Annotated in this window: 14 protein-coding genes and 2 tRNA genes; 9 read left to right on the top strand and 7 right to left on the bottom strand. The window is 46.1% G+C overall.

Annotation, left to right across the window (positions count from 1 at the left end):
- Positions 1 to 8: 8 nt before the first annotated feature.
- From QYT14_RS12015 to QYT14_RS12000, 4 genes are all read left to right on the top strand, one after another.
- Positions 9 to 1,355: an MATE family efflux transporter gene (locus QYT14_RS12015; protein WP_288325518.1), complete on the top strand. Its 1,347-nt coding sequence runs from the start codon at positions 9 to 11 to the stop codon at positions 1,353 to 1,355.
- Positions 1,325 to 3,811 (top strand): hybrid sensor histidine kinase/response regulator, encoded by a 2,487-nt coding sequence (locus QYT14_RS12010; protein ID WP_288325517.1) that lies wholly within the window; start codon positions 1,325 to 1,327, stop codon positions 3,809 to 3,811. Before QYT14_RS12015 ends, QYT14_RS12010 begins: the two co-directional genes overlap by 31 nt.
- A 90-nt stretch (positions 3,812 to 3,901) precedes the next feature.
- Positions 3,902 to 5,248, top strand: coding sequence for a sigma-54 dependent transcriptional regulator (locus QYT14_RS12005; protein ID WP_237040240.1), 1,347 nt, complete (start codon positions 3,902 to 3,904; stop codon positions 5,246 to 5,248).
- 195 nt (positions 5,249 to 5,443) lie between these two features.
- Positions 5,444 to 5,749 (top strand): hypothetical protein, encoded by a 306-nt coding sequence (locus tag QYT14_RS12000; protein ID WP_237040194.1) that lies wholly within the window; start codon positions 5,444 to 5,446, stop codon positions 5,747 to 5,749.
- A 60-nt stretch (positions 5,750 to 5,809) separates the two neighbouring features.
- Here the strand turns inward: QYT14_RS12000 and QYT14_RS11995 are convergent, their stop codons facing one another.
- Genes QYT14_RS11995 through QYT14_RS11985 form a run of 3 tightly spaced genes read right to left on the bottom strand, consistent with a single transcriptional unit; the run spans position 5,810 to position 7,865 of the window.
- Positions 5,810 to 6,481 (bottom strand): RNA pseudouridine synthase, encoded by a 672-nt coding sequence (locus QYT14_RS11995; protein ID WP_237040195.1) that lies wholly within the window; start codon positions 6,479 to 6,481, stop codon positions 5,810 to 5,812.
- A gap of 7 nt (positions 6,482 to 6,488) precedes the next feature.
- Entirely contained in the window at positions 6,489 to 7,235 is a 747-nt protein-coding gene (fabG, locus tag QYT14_RS11990; RefSeq protein ID WP_288325516.1) for a 3-oxoacyl-[acyl-carrier-protein] reductase, read from the bottom strand.
- 30 nt (positions 7,236 to 7,265) lie between these two features.
- Entirely contained in the window at positions 7,266 to 7,865 is a 600-nt protein-coding gene (locus QYT14_RS11985; RefSeq protein ID WP_237040197.1) for a TetR/AcrR family transcriptional regulator, read from the bottom strand.
- Positions 7,866 to 8,097: 232 nt separating this feature from the next.
- Between QYT14_RS11985 and QYT14_RS11980 the strand changes: the two genes are divergently transcribed.
- The 3 genes from QYT14_RS11980 (at position 8,098) to QYT14_RS11970 (ending at position 12,832) form a co-directional block, all read left to right on the top strand.
- A tRNA-Met gene (locus tag QYT14_RS11980) sits at positions 8,098 to 8,170 on the top strand.
- A 206-nt stretch (positions 8,171 to 8,376) separates the two neighbouring features.
- Complete coding sequence (locus QYT14_RS11975) at positions 8,377 to 11,055, top strand: glycoside hydrolase family 2 TIM barrel-domain containing protein (RefSeq protein WP_288325515.1); 2,679 nt, start codon at positions 8,377 to 8,379, stop codon at positions 11,053 to 11,055.
- Between the two features lie 220 nt (positions 11,056 to 11,275).
- Positions 11,276 to 12,832: a DUF1566 domain-containing protein gene (locus QYT14_RS11970; RefSeq protein ID WP_347280233.1), complete on the top strand. Its 1,557-nt coding sequence runs from the start codon at positions 11,276 to 11,278 to the stop codon at positions 12,830 to 12,832.
- A 74-nt stretch (positions 12,833 to 12,906) separates the two neighbouring features.
- Here QYT14_RS11970 and QYT14_RS11965 read toward each other — a convergent pair whose 3' ends face one another.
- From QYT14_RS11965 to QYT14_RS11955, 3 genes are all read right to left on the bottom strand, one after another.
- Complete coding sequence (locus QYT14_RS11965) at positions 12,907 to 14,187, bottom strand: DEAD/DEAH box helicase (protein WP_288325513.1); 1,281 nt, start codon at positions 14,185 to 14,187, stop codon at positions 12,907 to 12,909.
- Between the two features lie 237 nt (positions 14,188 to 14,424).
- On the bottom strand, positions 14,425 to 16,884 hold the full coding sequence (locus QYT14_RS11960; protein ID WP_288325512.1) for a PQQ-binding-like beta-propeller repeat protein: 2,460 nt from the start codon (positions 16,882 to 16,884) through the stop codon (positions 14,425 to 14,427).
- 31 nt (positions 16,885 to 16,915) lie between these two features.
- Positions 16,916 to 17,827, bottom strand: coding sequence for an endonuclease/exonuclease/phosphatase family protein (locus tag QYT14_RS11955; RefSeq protein WP_288325511.1), 912 nt, complete (start codon positions 17,825 to 17,827; stop codon positions 16,916 to 16,918).
- Positions 17,828 to 18,003: 176 nt separating this feature from the next.
- Here QYT14_RS11955 and cysK point away from each other — a divergent pair, with 176 nt between their 5' ends.
- Entirely contained in the window at positions 18,004 to 18,963 is a 960-nt protein-coding gene (gene cysK / locus QYT14_RS11950; RefSeq protein ID WP_288325510.1) for a cysteine synthase A, read from the top strand.
- A gap of 14 nt (positions 18,964 to 18,977) precedes the next feature.
- On the top strand, positions 18,978 to 20,063 hold the full coding sequence (gene mnmA, locus QYT14_RS11945; protein ID WP_288325509.1) for a tRNA 2-thiouridine(34) synthase MnmA: 1,086 nt from the start codon (positions 18,978 to 18,980) through the stop codon (positions 20,061 to 20,063).
- Between the two features lie 459 nt (positions 20,064 to 20,522).
- Here the strand turns inward: mnmA and QYT14_RS11940 are convergent.
- Positions 20,523 to 20,597, bottom strand: a tRNA-Val gene (locus QYT14_RS11940).
- Positions 20,598 to 20,690 lie beyond the last annotated feature (93 nt).

Below are 20,690 nucleotides of genomic sequence, written 5' to 3'. Positions count from 1 at the left end.
TATAACCTATGAACCATACATACATTCAACATTACAAATCTCTATTTACACTCGGAATTCCCATTGTCATCGGACAAGTGGGTGTCATTATCCTTGGTTTTGCCGATACGCTCATGATAGGACATCACAGCACCAACGAATTGGCTGCCGCCAGTTTCGTCAACAATATGTTCACACTGGCCATCATCTTTGCTACCGGCTTTTCGTATGGCCTGACTCCCATTGTCGGCAGTCTGTTCGGACGCGGTGAGACACCGGTAGTGGGACGAATGCTCAAGAACAGTATCTTTGCCAACGTCTTGCTGGCAGTACTGCTCACCTTTATCATGTGGGTGCTCTATCTGAATATCCATCAGTTGGGACAACCCGAAGAGTTGCTTCCGCTGATGAAACCTTACTTTATCGTGCTGCTCATATCATTACTGTTTGTCCTTCTGTTTAATGCATTCAAGCAATTTGCCGACGGCATCACCGATACCCGCGTATCGATGTGGCTGTTGCTGGGCGGTAATGTCATGAATATCATAGGCAATTACATCCTTATCTACGGAAAGTTAGGCATGCCTGAATTGGGACTGCTCGGTGCCGGTATCTCTACCCTCGCCTCCCGAATCATGATGGTGGTGGCGTTTGCCTTCATCTTTTTCTGTACAAAACGATATCATATATATAAAGAAGGATTTGTGCACAGCAAAGTGAACCGCGCCGATTTTGTTTATCTGAACAAGCTAGGCTGGCCTATCGCCCTGCAGATGGGTATGGAGACCGCATCCTTCAGCCTGAGCGCCATCATGGTGGGCTGGATAGGAACGACAGCACTTGCCGCACATCAGATTATGCTTGCCATTTCGCAAGTATGCTTTATGATGTATTATGGAATGGGGGCGGCTGTGGCTGTGCGTGTCAGCAATTTCAACGGACAAAATGACTGGGTGAATGTACGCCGCACCGCATACTCGGGCTTCCACATCATGCTGGGCATTGCCCTGATAGGTGCGCTTCCCATTTTCCTGCTACGGCATCAACTGGGAGGCTGGTTCAGCGACAGCCAGGCGGTAAGCGTGATGGTGGCACAATTAATCATACCGTTCATTGTCTACCAATTCGGTGACGGACTCCAAATCAACTTTGCCAATGCACTGCGAGGCATTGCAGATGTAAAGCCTATGATGTATATCGCCTTCATCGCCTATTTCCTTATCTCCCTGCCGGCCGGATATTTCTTCGGCTTCGTAATGGACTGGGGAATCATAGGCATCTGGATGGCTTTTCCGTTTGGCCTCACCACCGCCGGCGTCATGTATTATTTACGTTTCCGTAGTTTTTGCCTATGCCACGCCTCTCGACACAACTGAAAGTAGCTTCAGGCTACATCCTGCTCACGTTTCTGTTATTTGCTTCCATTCAGTACATCAACCATGAAATGAAAGCATTGACCGAAACGGACGACAACGAGACCATATTGAACTTACGCCGGAGGGTAACCAACGAGATTGTCGGCCAGCTCTATCAAGCCGAGATTATCGGACAATCCCTGAGCGCCGGCCAACTGGGACAATACTCCCGCTATAAAACATCCATGCAAAAGGCGAATGCCGCAGTCGATTCATTGCGCAGCTTACTGACAGACAGCATACAGACCCTCCGACTGGATACGGTCGAGATGTTTCTGATGGAGAAGGAACGCAATATGCGTAATCTTCTCCGCGCCATTCAGGAAGGAGGCACCGACAAGATTTACCGACAGCACATCGAAGAGCTGATAGCCGAGCAGGATTCGTTACTCAGCCTGCCCCATGTAAGGCGGAAAGTCGTGACACATACCAATTCCTACACCATCCATAAGAAGCCGAAAGGATTTTTCAAAAGACTGGGAGAAGTGTTCTCGCCCGGAAAAGGGGACTCCACCCAAGTCAACAATGTGATTCAAGAAGAATTTACAGACACACTGACCGAATCATACAGTCCGGCCGATACCGTCGTCACACTGCTGAAAGACGTGCAGAGCCGTGTGACCGACACCCAACAACAGCAATTGAAGAGGCTCAACCAACGAACACAGTCCCTGCGCCTCAGCGGTTTAAAACTGAGCCAGAAAGTGAACCAGCTGTTAAGCACCATCGAGAATGAAGGGCTGGAGATGGCCCGACACAAACAGATGCAGGAGGAAGAAATCCGGAGAAGTTCGGCACGCACCGTAGAGGCCATAGCCATCGTAGCCGTGCTGCTGGCAAGCATATTCCTGATTTTTATCTGGCGAGACATTACACGCAGCAATCATTACCGCCGGGAGTTGGAGAAGGCCAAACGCCGTGCCGAAGACTTGCTGGTGGCACGCGAAAAGTTAATGCTGACCATTACACACGACATCAAAGCGCCGGTGGGCTCCATTATAGGCTATACCGACCTGTTGGAGCGAATCACGACAGAAGAACGGCAGCGTTTTTACCTCAACAATATGCAAAGCTCCGCCAAACATTTGCTGAGTCTGGTGAACTCTTTATTGGACTTTCACCGTCTGGATGCCCACAAAATGGATGTGAACAGGGTAACATTCAACCCTCATCAATTATTTGATACCATTTATGTAAGCTTCAAACCGATGGCAAATGCCAAACATCTGTTATTGGAGTACGACTGTGGAGAACCCCTGAACCGTTTATATATAGGTGACCCGTTCCGCACCAGGCAGATAGTGGAGAACCTGCTCTCCAATGCATTGAAATTTACACAAAAGGGAAGCATCACGCTCCGTGCGGCACTGGAAAACGGACAACTGCACTTCAGCATCAGTGATACCGGTTGCGGAATCAGCGAAGAAGAACAAAAACGAATCTTCCAAGAGTTTACCCGCCTGCGTAACGCACAAGGACAAGAAGGTTTCGGCCTGGGACTGGCCATTACGAGAAAACTTGTGTTGCTACTCGAAGGAGACATCAGGATAGAAAGCGAAGCGGGAAAAGGCAGCACATTCCATGTCTACCTCCCTCTGCCCCAAGCCCCCAATGCCGACAAAAAGAATAACAGGGAGGAAGGGATAAAGAACTTTATCCTTATTGATGATGACCGCATCCAACTGCAATTGACTGCTGCCATGCTTAAACGTCCCACCATCCATATCACCTGTTGCGAACAACCCGAAGAGCTTTTCCGGCAATTGGAAGAAAACAAATTCGACGCCCTTCTGACCGACATACAAATGCCTGCCATGAACGGCTTCGACCTGCTGGATGCCATCCGTGCACTTCCGGCTGACCGGGCAAAAAACATTCCCGTTATTGCCATTACCGCACGCAGTGATATGGATGCCGAATATTTCCGTTCGAAGGGCTTTGCCGGATGCCTGCACAAGCCCTTTAACACACACGAAATTTTCGAGGCCCTTTCGCAAGCCATCCGACAGGATTTGACGGACCTGGAAGAGACCGGCAACGAAGGATTGCAACCACAGACGAATGACAGCCCTCACACCGTCCCGGCATCGTTGGACTTCTCAGCCCTTACCGCGTTCTCGGAAGATGACCCCGCCGCAGCGAAAGAGATTATCCGCACCTTCGTGTCTGAAACCAAAAAGAACCGAAGCTGCATGGCTGCCGCCCTCGAAAAAGAGGAGATAGAAGGAATTACCGCGATGGCACACAAGCTTTTACCTTTATTTACCATGCTGGGAGCCAACACTTCCATTGCCCCCCTCACCTGGCTGGAACAAAGGCGGGGAACCACTGTAATGACCTCCGAAATACGCGAGAAAGCCCTATTCATCCTTGATGAAATAGACGAAATAATCCGCCAAGCCGAAGAACAGATTTAAACCTTTATAAGTTAAAAGGTATTAGAAAATCTTCCGGCATTTCGAAGCATAGTAAAAAAGGTATATTTTTGTATAACTAAAAACATGAAAATGCCACACTCTATTCTAATAGTAGAAGACGATTTAACTTTTGCCACCATGCTAAAAACATGGCTAGGAAAGAAAGGGTTTCTGGTAGACACTGCCGGCAGTAGCGCACGTGCCCGAAAACAACTGGACGCCCAACCTTATGACCTTGTGCTTTCGGACCTCCGTTTGCCGGATCAGGACGGTATTTCCTTACTTGCATGGATGAAAGAGCATGGGCACCGGATTCCCCTTATCATCATGACCGGCTATGCAGATATCCAAAGTGCTGTACAAGCCATGAAAAACGGTGCCAACGACTATATTTCAAAACCGGTACAACCGGATGTACTGTTAAAAAAAATAAATGAGGCGCTGCAAAGCAAAAACACCGTTGCGACGCCTTCCCATCCTGCCCCATCGGTATCGGTCGCTCCATCATCCAACTTTCTGGAGGGTGAAAGTGAAGCAGCACGCCAACTATACAATTATGTAGGCTTAGTTGCCCCTACCCCCATGTCTGTCCTCATCAATGGGGCCAGCGGAACCGGTAAAGAGTATGTCGCCCACCGCATCCATCAATTGAGTAAACGTGCCGACAAACCATTTATTGCAATAGACTGCGGCTCTATCCCCAAAGAACTTGCAGCCTCCGAATTCTTCGGTCATGTGAAGGGTTCCTTTACCGGAGCACTCCACGACAAGACCGGCGCCTTCGTTGAAGCTAATGGCGGTACACTCTTTCTTGATGAAATAGGAAATTTGAGCTACGAAGTACAAATCCAGCTTCTGCGTGCCCTGCAGGAACGACGTATCCGTCCCGTGGGCTCCAATAAAGAGATAGAAGTAAATGTCCGGCTTATCAGTGCTACGAATGAGAATCTCCTGCAAGCCATTGAAAAAGGAAACTTCCGCGAAGACCTTTTCCATCGAATCAATGAGTTTACCTTGCGCATGCCGTCCCTGAAAGAACGACAGGAAGATATCTTGCTCTTTGCCAACTTCTTCCTGGATCAGGCCAACCATGAACTCGACCGGCATCTGATAGGCTTTGACGCAGCAGCCAGCAATGCACTGCAAACCTATTCGTGGCCCGGCAACCTTCGACAACTGAAGAATATCGTGAGACGTGCCACGCTGCTCGCACAAGGCAACTATATTACCCTAACAGAGCTGGGGAATGAATTGGTCGAGTCGCCCAACGTTTCTCCGACAAGTACAAGCTTCAGCCTGCACGACGAAGCAACTGAAAAAAAACGCATTCTGGAAGCCCTTCAGCAAACCGGAAACAACAAGAGTAAAGCAGCCCTCTTATTAGGCATTGACCGAAAGACACTGTACAATAAACTGAAACTCTACAATATCCAATAAAAAGAAGTGGGGAATAATTCCTCACTTCTTTCCACACATTCCCCGTCTTTCCACATTTCCCCACATCACGGCAAAAACATTAATCCTTATAAATCAACGGATTACAAATCACATTATAGTTTGGCACGCCAATTGTTCTTTAAATATCAGAGAGAACAAACGAGATAAATCATTAACCTGTAAAAACTTACAATTATGAAAAAATTATTTGTAGCAGTAGCATTAGTAATGGGAATTGGAACAAGCGTATTTGCCTATAACATGACACCGGCAAGCATCGAAACCGTTGCAGCAGTGAATGACTTCACTCCTATCGAAGTAAAAGACCTTCCGACAGCCGTCCAAGATGCCATTACCAAAAACTATGCAGACTCAACTATCAAAGAAGCTTCTGTTGAAGCAAAAGAAGATGGTACAAAGACCTATAAGGTTGTTTTAACCGACAAAGAGGGTACTGAGAGCACTGTACTTTTCAGCGAAAGCGGAGAAGTGTTGAAGTAAATGAAAGATGCCTAAAATGAAAAAAGGGAATGCTGTGAAGCACTCCCTTTTTGCTGTTTCTTAATCCATATCAAAACCGTTCCACAAATTGCCTTCGGGCACCGGTGCCGTCAGTTCAATCGGTTCTTTCGAAACCGGATGAATGAACTTTATCGTCCGTGCATGAAGACAAATACTACCGTCCGGGTTGGAGCGCTGAGCGCCATATTTCAAATCACCTTTAATGGGGCACCCCATTTTTGCCAACTGGCAACGTATCTGGTGATGGCGTCCTGTCTTTAAATCCACCTCCAACAGATAATAGTTCTGTGAATGGCCGATAAGCTTATAATGAAGTATCGCTTTCTTCGAGTTCTTTACTTCTTTATCGTATGCATAGGACTTATTCTGTTTCTCATTGCGGACCAGATAATGAACCAATTCGCCTTCCGTTTCCTTCGGACACTCTTTCACTATCGCCCAATAGGTTTTCTTCACATCTCCATCACGAAACATTTCGTTCAGCCGTGCCAACGCTTTACTGGTTTTGGCAAAAACCACCAAACCGCTGACGGGACGATCCAAACGATGAGTAACGCCTATAAAGACATTTCCCGGCTTGGCATATTTCTCTTTCAGATACGCCTTTACCGTTTCCGACAAAGGAGTATCGCCGGTCTTGTCACCCTGAACAATCTCAGAAGAAGTCTTGCTGACTACGATTATATGATTATCTTCGTAAACGACTGTCATGCAAAGATTACATATTCATACCACCATCAACCTGAATCACCTGTCCGGATACATAAGATGACATATCAGAAGCAAGGAACGTAGCTACGTCAGCCACATCTTCAGGCGTACCGCCACGACGCAAAGGAATCTTCTTAGCCCATTCAGCCTTTACCTCGTCACTCAGTTTGGCAGTCATATCAGTGATGATAAAGCCCGGAGCAATAGCATTGGCACGGATACCGCGAGAGCCCAGTTCCTGAGCAATAGACTTAGCCAAACCAATCATACCGGCTTTGGAAGCTGAGTAGTTACACTGACCCGCATTTCCGTGAACACCTACCACTGATGCCATATTGATAATGCTTCCACTCTTCTGACGCATCATGATAGGAGTACAAGCATGAATAAAGTTAAAAGCAGATTTCAGATTGACCGCAATTACTGCATCCCATTGTGCTTCGCTCATACGCATCATCAAGCCGTCTTTCGTGATACCGGCATTGTTGACCAGAATATCAATAGAACCGAAGTCTTCCTTGATTTGGTTAACTACTTTCTCTGTATCTTCAAAGTTTGCAGCGTTAGAAGCATACCCTTTTACCTTCACACCCAAAGCAGCAATTTCTTTTTCAGTATTCTGACCATTTTCGTCGATAACCAAGTCTGTGAATGCAATATTTGCTCCTTCAGAAGCAAACTTCAACGCAATTGCTTTACCAATACCACGAGCAGCACCTGTTACAATCGCAGTTTTTCCAGTTAATAATCCCATTTTGTTTTCTATTTTACGTTATTAATTAAATTATTCTTTTTCAATATTTTTACGTCCCAAAGCGCCGAATACGATTTTCGCCACATACGCCCAACCGGTCTCATCATCCAGCTCTTCAGCTATCTGTCCACGGATATACGGCACTTCGATTCCCTTAATACAATAATGCACAATATCAGCTATGATGTCTACATTATCGATATCAAAAAGTCCCTTGTCTTTCCCATCTGCCAATACTTGCTTGAAAAGTTTGATTTCTTTTGCATCAAAGTTTTTACGCACAGCTTCCACACGCCATATATTACGGAAGAAACCGGCACGCAATGTTCCGTTTCTATACACGACCATTTTAATAGAATCCAAATGCGTCTCTATCAATTTTAAAATCTTTTCGTCCGGTGTGATATCTTTCTTTGCGACTTGTTCCATTGCGTCCGAAAGCATTTCCAATTCAGATTCCACCACCGCCATGTAGATATCCTCCTTGCTCTTGAAGTACGTATAAAGGGTGCGTCTTCCTTTTTTGGAAGCCACCGCTATATCGTTCATCGTAGTGTCATCTACACCCTTCTTAGCAAAAAGCTGACGGGCAACGTCTACCAATTTAGCTCTTGTCTTTGATACTGCCATATAGATTCAGTTGCACATTATTTATATATGTGAGCAAATTTACATCATTTCTTTGGACCATACAAACAATTAAAGTATAATATTCATGTATATGTTAATTAACATTCACAACATACACTCATTATCAACCACTTACATCGTTTACCTATTTTAATTCAAAAAAATATTCAAGAAACATTTGGAGTTAAAGAAAAAAGCCGTACCTTTGCATCCGTAATCAAAAACACAACATCGCGGAGTGGAGCAGTTGGTAGCTCGTTGGGCTCATAACCCAAAGGTCGTCTGTTCGAGTCAGGCCTCCGCAACTAAGAGAAAGAGAAGCAATATTGCTTCTCTTTTCCCTCTCTTGCACTAAAATGGGGCAACTCTAGTTCACGCTTATCACCCACAAGATTTTCGGATTAATCCAATGCTTCGGCTAAACGAAGAAAAAATAATAAAATTACCGGCCATGATTAGAATAGACTCATAGTATATTGTATCTTTGGGAAATAAATCCCTATTTATTATTATGAAGCAACGTATTCTACTTTATCTTATCGCCTTATTGCTCTTTCCTTTGTGCAAAGTGCAGGCGGCCCATCAACCGGAATTCTCTACTGCCGGTTTCTATCGGCTGGCAAATTCCGGCCGCGATGTCTTCTCCATGAACCCCGCATGGCGACTGCACAAAGGTGCGGCACCGGGAGCCGAAGCTATCCACTTCGATGACCGGAAGTGGGAGGTGGTCTCTCTTCCCAACGGCATCGAATATCTGCCGACCGAAGCCAGCGGTTGCATCAACTATCAAGGGGAAGCGTGGTACCGCAAACATTTCACCCCTGCCGATGCTTTAAAAGGCAAAAAACTTTTCCTCCATTTTGAAGCCATTATGGGAAAAAGCAAAGTGTTTGTCAACGGCAAACTGTTGGCCGAACACTTTGGAGGATACCTGCCTGTCGTGGTTGATATCACGAATGCACTGAAGTGGGAAACTGATAACATCATAGCCGTATGGACCGACAATAGCGATGACCCCAGTTATCCTCCCGGCAAAGCACAGGATGTGCTGGATTATACTTACTTCGGAGGCATTTATCGCGACTGCTGGCTGATTGCCCATAACTCCGTCTTCATCACCGACCCCAACTTTGAGAACGAAACGGCTGGAGGCGGACTTTTCGTTGCCTACGACAAAGTGTCCGACAACTCGGCGGAAGTTCTACTGAAAACCCATGTGCGCAATGAAGGCAAAAAGACCTTTACGGGCGTAGTGGAATATGAACTGCAACAGCCGGACGGACGGCAAGTCGCTTTCTTAAACGATAAAGTGCAGGTTCGTCCCGGCAAAGCCATTACCTCTAAAGATAAAATCATCGTTAAGCAGCCGATGCTTTGGAGCCCCGAAACCCCTACCTTATATAATTTAATAGTCCGTATCCGCGACAATGAAGGAAACACGGTAGACGGCTATCGCCGCCGAATCGGTATCCGTAGCATTGAATTCAAGGGCAAAGACGGTTTCTGGCTGAACGGAAAACCCTACGAGCGTCCTTTGATTGGCGCCAACCGACATCAGGATTTTGCTGTGGTAGGCAATGCAGTAGCCAACAGTATTCACTGGCGTGATGCAAAAAAGTTGCGCGACGCCGGTCTGAAAATCATCCGTAACGCTCATTGTCCTCAAGACCCTGCCTTTATGGATGCCTGTGATGAACTGGGCCTGTTCGTTATTGTCAATACCCCAGGCTGGCAATTCTGGAATGACGCTCCCGAGTTTGCCCAGCGCGTTTACAGTGACATCCGCAATCTGGTCCGTCGCGACCGTAATCATCCTTGCGTATGGCTGTGGGAACCTATCCTGAACGAAACCTGGTATCCGACTGATTTTGCAAAAAACACACTCGACTTAGTGGCACAAGAATATCCTTATCCTTATTGTTACTCCGGTTGCGACAGCGAGGCGCGCGGTCATGAAGTCTATCCCGTCCTTTTCACCCATCCGGCCAATGCGGACAAAGACTGGGCTATAAAGAAGCTCGACCCCAAAATCACTTACTTCACCCGTGAATGGGGAGATAACGTAGACGACTGGAACTCTCATAACTCTCCCAGCCGGGTGGCCCGCAACTGGGGAGAACAGGCCATGCTTATCCAAGCCTGGCATTATGCAGCACCTAGCTATCCATATACTTGCTATGACGTACTTTATCGTACCCCCCGACAGCACGTGGGAGGCTGCCTGTGGCATTCATTCGACCACCAGCGCGGCTATCACCCCGACCCCTTCTACGGCGGATTGATGGACGTGTTCCGCCAGCCCAAGTATTCTTATTATATGTTCCAAGCGCAACGTTCGCCCGAAAAGCAAGAACGCCTGTTCGAAACCGGCCCCATGGTATATATCGCCCACGAAATGACACCGTTCTCTCCTAAAGACGTGACCGTATATTCCAACTGTGACGAAGTGCGCCTCACTTATAATAAAGGAGGAAAGACCCTGACGTATACTAAACCGGCAGCCCGCGAAGGAATGCCATCGCCAATCATCACATTTAAGGATGTATACGACTTTATGATAGACAAAAACATGTCTATGAAAGAAGGAAAGCAGAAGGAAGTCTTTCTACTGGCAGAAGGACTGATGGACGGAAAAGTGGTAGCCACTCACAAAGTACGTCCGGCACGCCGCCCTTCCCAATTACTTCTTTGGGCAGATAATGAAAACACGGAACTGAAAGCCGACGGTTCGGACTTCGTAACGGTGGTAGCCGCCATTGCCGATAAAAACGGCAACATCAAACGCCTGAACAATTACTATGTGAAGTTCCACATCGAAGGTGAAGGGCGCATCCTCGGCGGTGCAAACGTGTTGGCTAATCCGGCTCCTGTAAAATGGGGAACAGCGCCGGTATTGGTACAATCCACTCTGAAACCCGGCAAGATAAAGATAACAGCCAGCGTATTGTTCGAAGGTTCGCAAATGCCGGTTGCTGCAGAATTGGAACTGGAAAGCAAACCTGCAGCATATCCTTTGATTTATTCAAAGGAAGAGGCAGCACTTATCCCAATGGAATTTGATTCACAGTACTTTCCAATCACGGCCAAATCTAAAGAGGAGCTGGAAAAGGAAAAAGCAGTAAGAGAACAAAACAAACGGAAACTGAAGGAAGTGGAGCAACAGCAAGCCGATTTCGGCGAGAAAAAGTAAACGCCATAAAAATTCAGTCTGCAATCGGTAAATGTAAGAAGATAATTGAAAATCCAGAATAAGACAGAAGCCCTTTTCAACGAAATTGTAGAGTCTTTCATCACCAAAAACTCTTAATTCGTCGAAAAAAGCCTTTCTTTCATTGAATAGATTTGAAAAGACTACAAATTACATTTACCTTTGCCGATTGAAATAAAAAACTTGCAAAAGCAAAACTATGATGAAAAAGGCAAAAACATTTCTCCTTTTAGGCATTACATTGTGCATGTTCGGATGCAGCGATGATGATGATAACGACAAGTCGAATACGACATCTACCGTTCCTTTCTCCCTAACAGCCTCGCTGGAAGTACGCAACGACGCTGCAACTCCGGGTATGCTGCAAGGCAATTGGAATGAAGGTACCCAACTGGCAGCCATGCACTCCAGCCTGACAGGAGTAAAGAAGAGTATCTTCACCCTGTCGCCCACTTCTACCGACTTATTTACCGGCGACATCTCGAATAAAGTGAAAAACGATAAAGAAATTGCAGTATTTTATCCGGCTGATGCCATTACAGCAAACAGCAGTGATACACTGACGCAGAAACTAAGTCTTGCCGGTCAGGACGGAACATTGGCAGGCGTGGCAGATTATGATTATTCATGGGCTTTGTGCAAGGTGACCATGACTGCACAATCCGGCTCAGGCAGTTGTGAAATGAAAAGCCTGATGACTATCGGAAAATTTGAGTTCACCACGGACGGAAGCACACCGTTGAACGACATTTCACGCATCACCGTGACAGCCACTGCAGGCAAACTTTATTCCAATGCAACCTTAAAGTTGAAAGATGGAGAATTCAGCAGCACCACAGAAGGAAGCTTTACCATAAAGAATGACGCCGGACTGCCGGGCAGCGCTTATATTTCCTTCTTCCCTTCGGAGGCGGCACAGCTACATTTTACCCTGGTCACCAATGCAGGCAACATCTATGAAGCCTCAACTGCAGAAAGCATCACATTGGAAAAAGGAAAGTATTACACAGCCACCGCCCTTACTTGCACTCCGGTAGCCCCTGCCAAAGTAGGTGACTACTACTATAGTGACGGTACTTATTCTACAGAAGTGAACGAAGAAAAAACATGTATCGGTATTGTTTATGCACTAAACGACAAGAACGGCAATATAGACAAGACACTCACCGCATCTCCCTACGGACGTATCGTGGCACTGACCAATGCACAAACCAGAGTGAGATGGGCAAGCAAATCGGAGGATATCGAAGAATTGAAGAACGACACCATTATCAATGGTACACAGCAAACCGGCTGCCTGCCTTATTTCAATGGCACCGCAGATTCGTATTTCTCTGACAATGCCGAAGAACAAATTAAAGGAACGACCATCGATACAGAAACAGGACTGATTACCGCCTGGCCGTCGGAGGGTATCCTGAGCGACTTTAATGGAGCAACAAATACATCTTATATCAACAAGAGCACCTCTACTTATCCGGCAGGAACTTATTGCTACCAATACAGCAAACCCGGAAAAGGCGCAGGCGAATGGTATCTGCCGGCAGTGGGCGAACTGGCACTGCTGTGGGAGTTACAACATGCCGGTGTGATATGCAATGCCAAGCAGGAATGTTTCAAGGACTTCGACCAGCAGAGTTATTGGACTTCTTCGGAAGGCAATAAAAACAAGGCCTGGTATTTGAACTTCTTCAGTGGAATATTAATGGCAAACAGTAAGGGAAGTACTTACAATACACGTCCGGTAGCCATGTTCTAAACACATAGCTGCCAAGCACTAAAAAAGGGATGTTTTGATACATCCCTTTTTTAGTATATAAGCACAATCAAATATTACTGTTTCACCGCAACAGCCGCCGACTTCTTATTCTGCGCCTGTTTCTTTCTGCGCCAATAGTCACCATTACTCTTGCTTCCACGATATACTTTATTTGCCTTTGCCTTCTCCTTTATCTCTTCAGTCTTCTCTTTTTGAAGCTGCACACCGGCCGTAGTCATAAAAGGATGCTCTTTCACCACAGGTATTTCCAATCCGATTAACTTCTGTATATCTTTCAGATAAGGCAATTCTTCCGATTCACAAAAAGAAATTGCCACCCCATCGTGTCCGGCACGTCCGGTTCTGCCAATGCGGTGTACATACGTTTCCGATATATTGGGCAATTCATAGTTGATTACATGGGAAAGCAGGTTTACGTCGATACCTCTGGCAGCAATATCCGTTGCAATCAGTACACGGGTTGACCGGTCCTTAAAATTATTCAATGCCCGCTGGCGTGCATTCTGCGATTTGTTTCCATGAATAGCTTCTGCCACCACACTGTTCTTATTCAGTATCTTTGCCAACTTGTCCGCCCCATATTTAGTGCGGGTAAAAATCAATACCGACTCTATCGTCTTATCTTTCAGCAGATAGAGCAACAAATCCTTTTTTTCGTTTTTCTCTACGAAGTAAACGCTTTGCTGGATGGTATCCACTGTAGATGAAGCCGGAGTCACTTCCACCTTTTCGGGAGAGGTAAGAATGGAGTTAGCCAATTTTTCTATCTCAGGCGGCATAGTAGCAGAGAAGAAAAGTGTCTGCCGCTTGGCAGGAATCAGTTTCAATACGCGCTTTATATCATGTATAAAGCCCATATCCAACATACGGTCTGCCTCATCAAGCACAAAATAATCAAGCCCTTTCAAGGAAATATATCCTTGCGCCTGCAAGTCAAGCAAACGTCCCGGAGTAGCAATCAATACCTGCACCCCCCTTTTCAATGCATCTATCTGCGGTTTCGGAGGAACCCCTCCAAAAATAACCGTATGCTTTACACGTGTATATCGGGCATAAGCATCAAAGCTCTCGCCTATCTGAATGGCCAGTTCGCGTGTGGGGGTGAGTATCAAAGCCTTGATACCTTTCTTACTATCTGATTGATAAAGTCCCTGAATAATGGGGATGGCAAAAGCTGCCGTTTTTCCTGTTCCTGTCTGCGCACATCCCAGCAAATCTTTACCTTTTAATAATACCGGAATTGCTTGTTCCTGAATGGGGGTCGGCGTTGTATAGCCGGTTTGTTCCAAAGCCTTCAATATCGGCTCTATAAGATCTAGTTCTTTAAATGTCATTTGAAATTATTAAGCGGGCCTCACGGCCTTTTCATTTATTATTTTACAAAGATAAGAGAATGATTGGTTGCAAAGGTATTCAAGCTACAGAGTTTATGCTTATTTAACAAGATTGACAATAAAGAGGGCGTATGGTGAAATCAGTATCACCATATGCCCATAATTCATTGTATATAAGCCATTTACAAAGAAAACAATAATATAAAGGCTTCTGAATAAGCTAATCGGCAAGAAAGATTATCGGGCACAGAATGTATAGACATTTCCTCCAAAATCCGCCGCAATCAATACGTTACCAGAAACAGCGACAGAGCTGAAAACAGGTGCTCCGGTAGCATATTTCCAAATAATCTTTCCATCACTTTTATTGATGCCATACACCACTCCGTCCGAAGCGGTCACATAAACGGTATTTCCTGCCAGCACCGGACTGGTTTCAATTGTTGCCGCCCCCTTGCGGGTATAAGGACAGGTATAGACCAGTCCTGCTCCTACCGGACAAACCCATTTTTCTTCCAGCGTTTCATTGTCCAGCGCAATCAGTCCCTTTTCTGCTGAACCGAAAATAATCTCTTTGTCGGTAAGCAACGGAGTGGAAGTCACATCTACATTATAAGGCAAAGGTTTGCGGACAATCACCTTTCCGGTAGTTGCTTCGAGAATAAAGAAAGATTGGTTGGAGATAAGATACAACAACGAACCATGCATGGCAACCGATGAGCCGCGATTACGCAAGCCGTTATCACTGGCTTCCCACAATTTCTTTCCAGTTTTGGCATCATTTCCATAAAGTGCCCGCCACTGTACGGAACCGATTAAAAGTCCGTTGCCTTGTGTCAGTGTGGTAGTAGTTCCTTCACCCTGTCCCCAATCTTCATTCTTCCAGAGCTGTTTGCCGGTACGGGCTTCATACGCACCGAGTCCTTTTCCGGCTCCGGCATACACGATACCGTCATTGGCCACCAATCCGTCAATCAATGCAGGCAAACCGTTGACAGGAAGTTGTTTCTCCCAACAGAGTTTTCCCGTTTCCGCATCGATGGCATAAAGCCAACCTTGTGCATCTTGAGCGAAAACCACACCTTTGTCTATTGCAATCGTGTTCTTTATGGAATTACGGACCGGATAACTCCACAGTATTTCTCCGTCTTCTCCGGCCAAGGCATAAACATGACCTTCGCCTTTCAGATTTTCGTCAACAGAAGCAATATATACCTTGCCATTGTGCACCAAAGGAGAAGTCATATAAATATTGGCTCCTACGTTCTTCGTCCAGGCTAATTGCAGAGGGGCTTCCAAAGGCGGGCAAACCGGAGCGACATGGGCAGAAGTTCCCAACAAGTTATTCCAGTCGGCACCCAATGACACTTTTACCTGTTCCGGTTGGACAGTAAAGGTGCTTTCGGCATAAGCGGTTTCACCATTATTAAAACGAGCCGTCACCTGCAGGGTCAGTTCCTTATCTTGATACTTGGCAGACAGAGGCATATCCCCCTTCCAGGTCCAGTCGGTAGCCGGAGCGAGTTTCTTGTTTTTGAGTATGGCTTTTCCGTCTTGCAGACAACTATAAACCACCTCTTTCACCGGAGTTACAGACGAATAAACATTTACCGTGACAGGAACACGATTGGCAGAGGCAGTACCTGCAGGAGAAGCGATGCAGATATTCTTATCCAAATAAGAATAACGGAGTTCGGAAGTGAAATCACCGTTCTTATCCACGTGCATTACACGGAAAGCACTGGTAGAATGGTCAATCCCGCCCTTATCCAATGTAGCGGTAGACACACTATACACATCTCCTTGCTTCTTTATATAATTAATGTGCCAATGGCCATATACCCACGCTTTCAGGTTATGCTCGTTCAGGTTAATGCTGCCTCCGTTGTCTCCTTTAAAAACAAAAGTGTCATCATAAGTCAGCAAGTCATGGTTAAACACCATGATAGGCGTCCCGGGTTTTACATGGGCAAGGTCGTTTTTCAGCCAAAGATAAACATCCTCACGGGTATAACCGGGAGCATGGTCACCGCCTGCCATCGGAGTGACAATGTAATGCACGCGTCCGGCGTCAAACGAATAATAGACAGGGCCGTAGATATTTTCAAAAAGCTCTTCACCGTATTTACCTTTGACAAGGTCATGGTTTCCGATACAATAGAAGACTGGGCAATCCATATTCTCCGTATTCATCAGCTTGATATGCTCTTTCAGCCCTTTCTCATAACAGATATCACCGGTATGAATAATAAAAGCGGCATGCTCATTCGCTGCATAGTCACGTACATTATTTACCCATTCATCATGATTCTTGGTATTGAAAATCTCTGTATCGGCAATATGAATATATTTATGGGAACCATCCTTACCCAAACCTCCGTCATAAGGCATCAGCCCAAAGTCGTAAGAAGCCTGCTTATCCTCTATTTTATGATAATGGCGGTTATAGGTCTTATAACCAGAAGGAGTAGTAATAAAAATAAAACGTTCCCTGGCATGACCGGGAAGCGTAAAACTACCGTCAGCAGCTGTTTCCACCACATTCAGCCCGTCAGATACCTTGACGCCGGACATCGGTTTCTCTCCCTTATCAAACACACCGTTCTTATTCTTGTCTACATAAACATGCCCGGTGTATGCCGCCATCACAGGAAAAGAAGCAGCCAACAGGCAGGAAATTAAAAAAGTCTTTTTCATCAGTATATATTTAATTGAATAATCATACAATCTATTTCAAAACAAATTCGGACAAAACAAATCCATGGTCAGAAGGGTAGAAGAAATCCTCTCCCTCAAAAGTGAATGTCTTTCCCAGACTGTTATCATAACACTCTGAAGTAGTGGCCTGTATGGTCTTTCCCTGATAATAGATAAAGTCGATACGGTCTGCCCGGCATTCCGTTTCCAAAGAGTCCGCGTCAGTCAGCCAGGTCACTCCCAACTTGGCCGCCGCATCAGGATTCATTTCGCGGAAACTATCCTTAAAGCCGGCTTTCTCCATCGCAACAGAAACCGGCCAACGAACGACTGCCCCGCCGTGATTATACAAATTTCGCGTCTCTTCTGTCCAGTCCAAATGCGAATGTACATTGAAGTCTCCCCCCATGATGACAGGTATGCTATCGGCCTCCGCCAGCATCGGTTTCAGAACGGAAAGAATCTTCCCTATCTCGTCATCCCTCGTTCCGGCAGTCTCCCAGGCCAGAATTTCTTCTTCCGACTTGTCGGTGGGAGCCAAGCGCATATCGGGCAAATAATGCAACCAAGTGTCGAAGATGCGCACCGGAGTGCCATCCATATCAATCTTTACTCCGCCAAAGTTAAAAGTGCCGATGCTATCGGGGAAGGCATACTTTTCAACAATGGGATAACGACTGTAGATACATAGATTATTGGAAATTAAATGATACTGATATCCCAGTGAGTCAGCCACCATCGGAGCAGCGCCGTATGTCTCTACCATCAAGACCACATCCGCCCCGCTCTTCTTGAGAATACCGACAGTACCTTCACATCCTTTTCCCGGATAAGCTTTAGAGTGACCGCCGTGCCACACATTCCATGAGAGAACTTTCAGTTTTTTAGGAGTATCCTTTTGCGGCGTACAAGCCACGCAACATAGCAGGCAAAGTGCTGCCATAAACCTCATCGTTTTTCGTGTTCGCATAATTGATTAGATTCGTTTTTCATGTAACAAAGGTAGTACAAAAAGAAAACCGCACAAAAGAAATATACCATAAATATGGTATTGTTTGTCTGAACATCAACCCCTATCTTTGCATTATTAAAGATAACCCACTAATAATTCAAAAGATTATGGCAAGAATAAAAAAACAATTGACTGAACTGATTGGAGGCACTCCCCTCCTGGAACTGTCACGCCTCAGTAAAAAACAAGGTGCGAAAGCACTAGTAATTGCCAAACTGGAATATTTCAATCCCGGCGGAAGCGTAAAAGACCGTGTCGCACTTGCAATGATAGAAGACGCGGAAAGTAAAGGCATCCTGAAACCCGGTTCGGTAATCATCGAACCCACCAGCGGCAACACAGGTGTGGGATTGGCGTGGGTTGCCCGAGTAAAAGGTTACAAAGCCATACTCACCATGCCCGAAACCATGAGTCTGGAACGCCAGAATTTATTAAAAGCGGCAGGTGCACAATTGGTGCTGACCGAAGGTGGCAAAGGAATGAAAGGAGCCATAGAAAAAGCGGAAGAACTGCGCAAGACCACACCCGGAGCCGTCATTTTAGGTCAGTTCGACAATCCGGCAAATCCTGCGGTTCATGTCCGCACCACCGCCCGGGAGATATGGGATGACACCGATGGGGAAGTGGATATCTTTGTTGCCGGAGTAGGAACCGGAGGTACATTGACCGGTGTGGCGGAAGGATTGAAAAAACAGAATCCCAACATACAAATCGTAGCAGTGGAACCGGACAACTCCCCTGTCCTTTCGGGCGGGCAACCGGGAGCACACAAGATACAAGGTATCGGCGCAGGGTTCGTCCCCAAGATATACAACGGAAACCTGGTAGATAAAATAATCCGTGTAAAAGACGATGATGCCATCCGCACAGGACGCGAATTGTCTTCCACAGAAGGACTGCTGGTAGGAATCTCATCGGGAGCTGCCGCCTATGCCGCTTTGGAACTGGCTAAATTACCCGAGAATGAGGGGAAACAAATTGTAGTCCTCTTACCCGATACAGGAGAAAGATATCTGTCGACCGTGCTCTATGCGTCCGAAGAATATCCGCTGTCTAATAATCATTGACCCAAAACATAAAAATGAACATAGCTGCATTAATTTCAGGAGGAGTCGACAGCGCGGTTGCCGTACACCTCCTTTGCGAACAAGGATATAAGCCCGACCTTTTCTATATCAAAATCGGAATGGACGGTGATGAAGACCTCACCTGCACCGCAGAAGAGGACATCGAACTGTGTACGGCTACCGCACGCAGATACGGCCTCAACCTGAATATCATTGACCTGCACCGGCAATACTGGGACAATGTCGTGGCATACACCATCGACAAAGTGAAGCGCGGCCTCACCCCCAACCCGGATGTGATGTGCAACAAACTCATCAAATTCGGATGCTTCGAGCAGGAGGCCGGACATCTGTATGACAAGACAGCCACCGGCCATTATGCCAGCATCCTTGAAAAAGACGGGAAAATATGGCTCGGAACCGCACAAGATTCAGTCAAGGACCAAACGGATTTTCTGGCACAGATAGATTATCTGCAAGTATCCAAACTGCTGTTTCCCCTTGGCGGACTGATGAAAAATGAAGTCAGGGATATTGCCTTGCAAGCCAAACTGCCCAGTGCACGGCGCAAGGACAGTCAGGGTATCTGCTTTCTGGGGAAAATCAATTATAATGACTTCCTTCGCCGCTTTTTGGGCGAGAAAGAAGGAGCCATCATTGAAGTGGAGACAGGAAAACGGATTGGCACCCACAAAGGATATTGGTTCCACACCATAGGACAGCGCAAAGGGTTGGGACTGAGCGGCGGACCGTGGTTCGTTATCCGCAAAGATATAGACGAGAACATAATCTATGTTTCACGCGGATATGATACCGAAAAGCAATACGGTACAGACTTTGCCTTGCGCGGTTTCCATTTCATCACGGAGGACTTATGGAAGGGAAATTCTCCTGTAGACGTTTCTTTCAAAATCCGGCATACCGATACGTTTATGAAAGGGATACTGACACGGGAAGATGACCTGTTCCGAATCCACAGCCACGAACCTTTGCAGGGCATTGCACCCGGACAGTTCGGCGTGCTGTATGACAAAGATGCGGAAATTTGCGTGGGAAGCGGTGAAATATCCCTAACTAACAATGGGCCAACAGAAATTTAACGGGAACAGTCCAGTTGATTATGAAGTACCGGTCCACTTGGGATTACTTATTATTCTTGGGCCACATCGTTTTCTTGGGGATTTAAATATCATATCACTAACCAAAGGAAGAGTAAGCCGTTTCTTAGGGTCAGCCAAGTCCTTTTAAACGGAAGATTATTACAGTCTGCTATAATAGACTGTACAGTCCATTGTAGCAGACTGTACGGTCTACGGTAACGGACTATACAGTCCACTGCCGAAGACTGTAGTAATTCGACTGACAGACAGGCATAATCGAAAGGACGAAAATGCTTAGTCCGACTAATGAAACGACTTAGGGAGTTTTAAACGTATGCAGAAGGTTGGATGTCAAACAAGAGGTATATATACAAAAAAACGAGTCAACGTATTCACGTCAGCCCGCAGCAATTAATCTTAAAATCTAATACACATTTTCTTATGAAGCTCTTTCTTCGGTGGGCGTTGACGGATTCGAACCGCCGACCCTCTGCTTGTAAGGCAGATGCTCTGAACCAGCTGAGCTAAACGCCCGATAGTTGCTTTCTCGTGCAATATTTAATTTTTCTTCGGTGGGCGTTGACGGATTCGAACCGCCGACCCTCTGCTTGTAAGGCAGATGCTCTG

Source organism: uncultured Phocaeicola sp. (genome assembly GCF_948499155.1).
GTDB classification, from domain to species: domain Bacteria; phylum Bacteroidota; class Bacteroidia; order Bacteroidales; family Bacteroidaceae; genus Phocaeicola; species Phocaeicola faecalis.
Note: the sequence above shows the minus strand (reverse complement) of the source record. Positions and strands in the feature narration are given on the sequence as shown.

Excerpts from the sequence above, each read along its gene's own strand:
- QYT14_RS11970 (WP_347280233.1), top strand. The coding sequence starts at position 11,276 with ATGAAAAAGGCAAAAACATTTCTCCTTTTAGGCATTACATTGTGCATG.
- QYT14_RS11975 (WP_288325515.1), top strand. The coding sequence starts at position 8,377 with ATGAAGCAACGTATTCTACTTTATCTTATCGCCTTATTGCTCTTTCCT.
- cysK (WP_288325510.1), top strand. The coding sequence starts at position 18,004 with ATGGCAAGAATAAAAAAACAATTGACTGAACTGATTGGAGGCACTCCC.
- QYT14_RS11965 (WP_288325513.1), bottom strand. The coding sequence starts at position 14,187 with ATGACATTTAAAGAACTAGATCTTATAGAGCCGATATTGAAGGCTTTG.
- fabG (WP_288325516.1), bottom strand. The coding sequence starts at position 7,235 with ATGGGATTATTAACTGGAAAAACTGCGATTGTAACAGGTGCTGCTCGT.
- QYT14_RS11960 (WP_288325512.1), bottom strand. The coding sequence starts at position 16,884 with ATGAAAAAGACTTTTTTAATTTCCTGCCTGTTGGCTGCTTCTTTTCCT.
- QYT14_RS11955 (WP_288325511.1), bottom strand. The coding sequence starts at position 17,827 with ATGGCAGCACTTTGCCTGCTATGTTGCGTGGCTTGTACGCCGCAAAAG.
- QYT14_RS11985 (WP_237040197.1), bottom strand. The coding sequence starts at position 7,865 with ATGGCAGTATCAAAGACAAGAGCTAAATTGGTAGACGTTGCCCGTCAG.
- mnmA (WP_288325509.1), top strand. The coding sequence starts at position 18,978 with ATGAACATAGCTGCATTAATTTCAGGAGGAGTCGACAGCGCGGTTGCC.
- QYT14_RS11995 (WP_237040195.1), bottom strand. The coding sequence starts at position 6,481 with ATGACAGTCGTTTACGAAGATAATCATATAATCGTAGTCAGCAAGACT.
- QYT14_RS12005 (WP_237040240.1), top strand. The coding sequence starts at position 3,902 with ATGCCACACTCTATTCTAATAGTAGAAGACGATTTAACTTTTGCCACC.
- QYT14_RS12000 (WP_237040194.1), top strand. The coding sequence starts at position 5,444 with ATGAAAAAATTATTTGTAGCAGTAGCATTAGTAATGGGAATTGGAACA.
- QYT14_RS12015 (WP_288325518.1), top strand. The coding sequence starts at position 9 with ATGAACCATACATACATTCAACATTACAAATCTCTATTTACACTCGGA.